The following is a 6158-nucleotide window of genomic DNA, read 5'->3' as shown; positions in this document are numbered from 1 at the left end:
GATAGCTGGGCCAGCACAGCCTGATACTCCTGTGGGCCCATGCTGGGGGCGGGGGCAGCTGGTGGGTAATCATGGGGCCTAACTACCACCGGACGGCCACCCGGAGCCGGGTAGACAGGGGGTGGACAGGGTACGGCTACCTGCCTGCTTATCCAGCGGCCCGGTATCCATACCTGGCCACGGCTGCTCACGCGCCAGTAGCCCTCTTTCCATATCCGTTGGGTCTCGTAGCACCCGCCCGCTACGTCTGCTTTAGCCTGGCCCGGATAGCTGACCAGGGCGAGTAGGGCGGCCAGCGCCAGTACGGGAATTGAGTTGATAGCCTTCATGATTTCTGATGCTCAGGTTTCTACCTTCAAGCTGCTGCCAAAAGCATGCCAGATGATTTTCAGCGGCCCACTTCCTCTAGCCTATCCAAATGGCGGCCCCTTACAGGCCCAGGGTTGTCTATTAAAATAGACGGCTAGCCATGCATCGTGGGGGCGTGGCCATACCGTGTGATGACCTCCTCCTCGTAGGCCAGCCACTGCTGCCAGCGGCTGTCTGCGGCCTGGCGTCCGCAGTAGGTGCGTGCCAGGTCCAGGAAGGTTACATAGTGGTTGGCTTCGCTTACCATCAGTTCGTGGTAGAAGCTGCGCAGGTCTTGGTCGGCTATGGTTGTGCTTAGCAGGCGGAAGCGCTCGCAGCTGCGGGCCTCTATCATGGCGGCAAACAGCAGGCGGTCCAGCAGCAGCTGGCTACGGCCCTTGTCTTTCTGTACAAAGGCCATCAGGTCGTGCACATAGGGGTCTTTTCGCTCGCGCCCCAGCTTCCAGCCCCGCTCCAGCAGTTTCTGGTGCACCTGCTCAAAGTGCAACATCTCTTCCTGCGCTATCCGGCTCATGGCCTGCACCAGTGGGGCGTGCTCCGGAAAGTGCACAATCAGCGAAATGGCACTGCTGGCAGCTTTCTGCTCGCAGTAGGCATGGTCTACCAGGAGCGCCTGCAGGTTGTGCTCGGCTAGCGCAGCCCAGCGAAGGTCGGTTTTTAGCCTTAGGCCCAGCATACACAAAAGTAGCCAAAACAAGCATTTCGTCCCCTACGGACAGGGTCTTTTGATACCGGTAAAAAAATCCGGAAATTTGCGCCGCCTTTGGCATGCTTGTGCCAGGGGCATCGCCAGGTTGGTGTTTAGTTTAACTGTGTATTGGTAATGGAACTTGTAAACGGACAGTATGTAATAGGAGACGTGCCTGCCCTGTCAATCGTAAAGCAGTATGGCAGCCCGGTATATGTGTATCATGCGGAGAAAATCACTTCGCAATACCAGCGCCTGAAGGCTGCTTTTCCGGGTGTAGACCTGCATATAAAATACGCCTGCAAGGCCCTCTCGAACCTGAATATCCTTCGGCTGCTCCGAAACTGCGGCAGTGGTATAGATGCCGTGTCTATCCAGGAGATTGAGCTTTGCCTTCAGGCAGGCTTTGCGCCCGAGGAGATCCTGTTTACGCCCAACGCGGTCTCGTTCAGCGAGTATCAGCAGGCTGCAGCGCTGGGTGTGCGCATCAATATCGACAGCATCACCATCCTGGAGCAGTTTGGCCACGCCTATGGGGGTAGCGTACCCGTATGTGTCCGCCTGAACCCCCACATACTGGCCGGCGGAAATAGCAAGATCAGCACCGGCCATATAGACAGTAAGTTTGGTATCAGCATCCACCAGCTGCGCCATGTCCTACGCATTGTACAGGCACACAGCATGAGTATCGACGGCCTACACATGCACACCGGATCGGATATCCTGGATGCGGACGTGTTTCTGGCAGCTGCCGACGTAATGCTGGAGGCTGCCTTTGAGTTTCCGGACCTGAAGTACCTGGACTTTGGCTCAGGCTTTCGTGTGCCCTACTCGGCCGCAGATATTTACACCGATGTAGAGCGCCTTGGCAAAAAGATTGCCGAGCGGTTTCGTGGTTTCTGCGAAGAATATGGGCGCGAGCTGGAGCTATGGTTTGAGCCCGGAAAGTTTCTGGTGAGCGAGGCGGGCTATCTGCTCGTGTCGGCCAACATGATCAAGACAACGGTGAGCACCGTTTTTGTAGGAGTTAATAGCGGACTGAACCACCTGATTCGCCCTATGCTATACGATGCCTACCACCAGATAACAAATGTGAGCAACCCGAAGGGCACTACCCGCATCTATACCGTAGTGGGATACATATGCGAGACAGATACACTGGGTGCAGACCGCCCACTGAATGAGGTGCGCGAGGGCGACATCCTGGCTATACACAATGCAGGAGCCTACGGCTATGTAATGAGTAGTAACTATAATAGCAGACTGCGCCCTGCCGAGGTGCTGCTATACGGGGGAGAAGCGCACCTGATTCGCAAGGCCGAAACACTGGAAGACCTGACGCGCAACCAGATTGTGCTGGAAAAACTGAAAGATCCGATACAGGCATAGCCATTGGAAAATAAGGTTGTAATTTTGTCAAACTCATTACAACCTATGTCTGCACAGGCCAAGTATATCTTCGTAACAGGGGGCGTAGTGAGCTCCCTGGGCAAGGGCATTGTCTCTGCCTCGCTCGCCAAGCTACTACAGGCCCGCGGCTACAGCGTTACCATCCAGAAGTTTGATCCCTACATCAACGTAGATCCCGGCACCCTAAACCCCTACGAGCATGGCGAGGTGTATGTAACCGAGGATGGTGCCGAAACGGACCTAGACCTGGGCCACTACGAACGTTTCCTGAACATACATACCAGCCAGGCAAACAATGTAACCACCGGAAGGATCTACCAAAGTGTTATCCAGAAAGAGCGCAATGGTGAGTACGGAGGCAAGACCGTGCAGGTGGTACCGCACATTACCGACGAAATAAAGCGCCGGATCCTGCTGCTTGGCGAGACGGGGGAGTATCACATTGTGATCACGGAGATAGGCGGTACGGTAGGGGATATTGAGAGCCTGCCCTACATAGAGGCGGCACGCCAGCTGCACTATGAGCTGGGGAGCAAGAACGCGATTTTTCTACACCTTACCCTGGTGCCCTACCTGGCTGCAGCAGGCGAGCTGAAGACAAAGCCTACCCAGTACAGTGTAAAGCAAATGCTGGAGAGCGGCATTCAGCCCGATGTACTGGTGTGCCGCACGGAGCATGCCCTGGGCAAAGAGATCAAGCAGAAGATTGCCCGATTTTGCAACCTGCAGCCCAATGCGGTTATAGAGAGTATGGATGCCTCCAGCATTTACGAGGTACCCCTGCTGCTAAAGAAAGAGCGGTTGGACAAGGTGGTGCTCAACAAGCTAAGCCTGCCCCAGCTGGGTAAGGAGCCGGAGCTGACTGTATGGAAGGATTTTCTGCATAGGCTGAAAAATCCCACAGATACGATAACCATTGCCCTCGTGGGAAAGTATGTAGAGCTGGCAGATGCATATAAAAGCATTCTGGAGGCCCTGGTGCACGCAGGTGCGGCCAATGAGCTAAAAGTGGTTGTAGAGCGCATACACAGCGAAGACCTGCAGCAGGAGAATGTGAGGCGGCTGCTCGGCCATGCACAGGGCATATTGGTTGCTCCCGGCTTTGGAGATCGGGGCACGCAAGGGAAGGTCCATGCCATCCAGTTTGCCCGCGAGCAGAATATACCCTTTCTGGGTATCTGCCTGGGCATGCAGATGGCGGTTATCGAATTTGCACGTAATGTGCTGGGCCTCAATGAGGCAAACAGCATGGAATTTGACGCAAAAACCCCACATCCGGTTATAGCCCTGATGGAAAGCCAGAAGCAGGTAACCCAGCTGGGTGGTACCATGCGCCTGGGGACCTACAACTGTGCCATCAAGAAAAACACGTTGGCACACAAAATTTACAAGAAAGAGAGAATTACAGAGCGGCACCGCCACCGCTACGAGTTTAACAATCAGTATCGTACGCAATTTGAAGGGGAAGGTATTCAGTTTTCCGGCATCAACCCGGATAATGACCTGGTAGAGATCATGGAAAACCCAAGCCTCGACTTTTTTATTGCCGTACAATACCACCCGGAGTATAAAAGTACTGTGCTGGAGCCACACCCGCTCTTCCGAGCTTTTGTAGCCGCTGCGCACCAATATAAGCTACAGCAGATGCAATAGGGCCAATGAGCGTGCATCTGCTAAAAGTATACTTAGGAGGACCGATGGAGTTTGTTGCAACTCCGGTCATCTTTGGTTTTCTGCTTTTTATTTGTCAGCTAGTTGCCCGAAATAGATACAAGAGTGATCCCATTTCTAGAAAATGGTTTGTCCGTGGCTTTCTTGTAAAAGCCGCAGGTGCGCTTCTCCTCGGTATTATCTATGCCTTGTACTATGAAGGGGGAGATACCTACGTCTATTTTCAGGGCGCTCAGGCGATATCATCCGTCTTGCTAGAAGATCCTGTTAGTGGTCTGAGGCTTTGGGGGAGCCTGGATCTAAATAGCCTGGAAGCAAGGCAATTTTTATTGCAGATAAGGTCCAGACACGACGTTTTTGGGGTTATCTATATGAATGACGAAAGGGCATTTTTTGTTGTGCAACTCTTGGTGCCATTATGCCTGCTTTCTATCCAGACCTATTTTGGACTAGCCCTATACATGGCCTTCTTTAGTCATTTAGGGTTGTGGTGTCTCTATCGGGTTGTTGTTAGATTATATCCTATGGCCCAGCAAAATATAGTGTTGTTCATTTATCTCACACCTTCCACGATCATTTGGGGGAGTGGAATTCTAAAAGACTCTATTACTTTAGGTGCAATGGGTATATTCCTTTATGCACTTTTCTATTTCTTTTGCAGCAAATTTAGGAAGATTTTCCTTGTCCTTATAGTTGTTCTCTGCGCCTATACTGTGCTAAATATTAAGCCATACATTGCCTATTCTTTTATTCCATCCATGTTCATATTTTGTTACCAATCAACGATCCAAAGTACTATAAGGAGAAATAGTCTTGCCGTATTAAGTCCGGTTCTTTTGCCCCTGGTACTTATATCTGCCTTTTTTATACTTAGCTTGGTCTCCACGGATAAGAATACACTGGCTGACTTTTTGCTGGAGGCGCAGGGGAAACAACATGATCTGGAGCAGTCTTATTACTACACGCGTACAACAGGCAGCACATATCATATACCCAAGTATGAGCCCGACCTATTCGGCCTACTTTCGGTGGCACCTACGGCCTTGGTTGCTACCTATCTGAGGCCCTGGATGTGGGAGGCCAAAAATCCTCTTATGTTTATGGCAGCCCTGGAGAGTGCCGCTGTTCTCGGATTCATTCTTTTCGTTCTCTGGTACGTGGGGCTGGGCCGTGCCTTTCGCATCATCTATAAGGATCCGTATCTGATTTTTGCTTTCATATCTAGTCTATTATTTGGCATCTTTGTAGGAATATCGAGCGGAAACTTTGGCAACCTGGTTCGCTATAAGATACCCGCTTTACCCTTTCTCATCACCGGTCTTTATATCTTGTATCACAAAGGACGAAATGTCTCTGTTAGCTTCAGAATGAAACAGAGACAGCTGATCGAGCAGCGAAGATTAACTACTAATGATCTGACAGTATGAATACGGAGCTTTTGGAGGTCATTGCATTCTTGCACGCTCAGGGCTGGGCGCCTGCTACCAGCAGCAACTACAGCATGCGCGTGCCTCACCGGCCCGATCGCCTTTTTATCAGCAGGAGCGGGGTGGATAAGCAGTATTTTCGGGAAATCGACCTGATAGAAACGGACCTGCAGGGTAGGCCCGTAGCCGATCCGGAAATAAAAACAAGTGCCGAAACAGCCCTGCATGCCCTACTTTACCGCCTATATCCGTCTTCGAACTGTGTGCTGCACACCCATACGGTAACGAATACCGTGCTGAGTATGCGAGCAGAAAATGCCGTGGTACTTACAGGCTATGAAATGCTGAAGGGACTGGAGGGTGTGAGCACCCACGCGCACCGCGAGATCGTGCCTGTTTTTGACAATAGCCAAGATATACCGAGCTTGGCCGAGGAAGTAGGCCACTACCTGACCCTGCATCCGCACACGCATGCTTTTCTACTCCGCGGCCATGGTATGTATACCTGGGCGGGCAGCGTGGCAGCTGCGAAAAGGCAAACGGAAGTGTTGGAATTTTTGTTCGCCTGTGCATTGAGGCTCGATTTTTAGTTA

Annotated in this window: 6 protein-coding genes; 4 read left to right on the top strand and 2 right to left on the bottom strand. The window is 51.9% G+C overall.

Annotation, left to right across the window (positions count from 1 at the left end; genetic code table 11):
• A partial coding sequence (locus tag LW884_04245) for a hypothetical protein (protein MCE3007545.1) occupies positions 1-329 on the bottom strand: 329 nt, incomplete at its 3' end.
• 134 nt (positions 330-463) lie between these two features.
• Positions 464-1045: a tRNA-(ms[2]io[6]A)-hydroxylase gene (locus LW884_04240; protein ID MCE3007544.1), complete on the bottom strand. Its 582-nt coding sequence runs from the start codon at positions 1043-1045 to the stop codon at positions 464-466.
• 147 nt (positions 1046-1192) lie between these two features.
• On the opposite strand from LW884_04240, the gene lysA reads away from it, so the two are divergent.
• Genes lysA through mtnB form a run of 4 tightly spaced genes read left to right on the top strand, consistent with a single transcriptional unit; the run spans position 1193 to position 6155 of the window.
• Positions 1193-2446 (top strand): diaminopimelate decarboxylase, encoded by a 1254-nt coding sequence (lysA, locus tag LW884_04235; GenBank protein ID MCE3007543.1) that lies wholly within the window; start codon positions 1193-1195, stop codon positions 2444-2446.
• A 45-nt stretch (positions 2447-2491) separates the two neighbouring features.
• Positions 2492-4120, top strand: coding sequence for a CTP synthase (locus LW884_04230; protein ID MCE3007542.1), 1629 nt, complete (start codon positions 2492-2494; stop codon positions 4118-4120).
• 44 nt (positions 4121-4164) lie between these two features.
• On the top strand, positions 4165-5565 hold the full coding sequence (locus tag LW884_04225) for a hypothetical protein (GenBank protein MCE3007541.1): 1401 nt from the start codon (positions 4165-4167) through the stop codon (positions 5563-5565).
• Entirely contained in the window at positions 5562-6155 is a 594-nt protein-coding gene (gene mtnB, locus LW884_04220) for a methylthioribulose 1-phosphate dehydratase (GenBank protein MCE3007540.1), read from the top strand. Before LW884_04225 ends, mtnB begins: the two co-directional genes overlap by 4 nt.
• Positions 6156-6158: the final 3 nt, after the last annotated feature.

The organism is Bacteroidota bacterium (assembly GCA_021300195.1).
Taxonomy (GTDB): domain Bacteria; phylum Bacteroidota; class Bacteroidia; order J057; family JAJTIE01; genus JAJTIE01.
Note: the sequence above shows the minus strand (reverse complement) of the source record. Positions and strands in the feature narration are given on the sequence as shown.

Coding starts and splice junctions, on each gene's coding strand:
- LW884_04230 (MCE3007542.1), top strand. CDS start 2,492: ATGTCTGCACAGGCCAAGTATATCTTCGTAACAGGGGGCGTAGTGAGC.
- LW884_04225 (MCE3007541.1), top strand. CDS start 4,165: ATGGAGTTTGTTGCAACTCCGGTCATCTTTGGTTTTCTGCTTTTTATT.
- mtnB (MCE3007540.1), top strand. CDS start 5,562: ATGAATACGGAGCTTTTGGAGGTCATTGCATTCTTGCACGCTCAGGGC.
- LW884_04240 (MCE3007544.1), bottom strand. CDS start 1,045: ATGCTGGGCCTAAGGCTAAAAACCGACCTTCGCTGGGCTGCGCTAGCC.
- lysA (MCE3007543.1), top strand. CDS start 1,193: ATGGAACTTGTAAACGGACAGTATGTAATAGGAGACGTGCCTGCCCTG.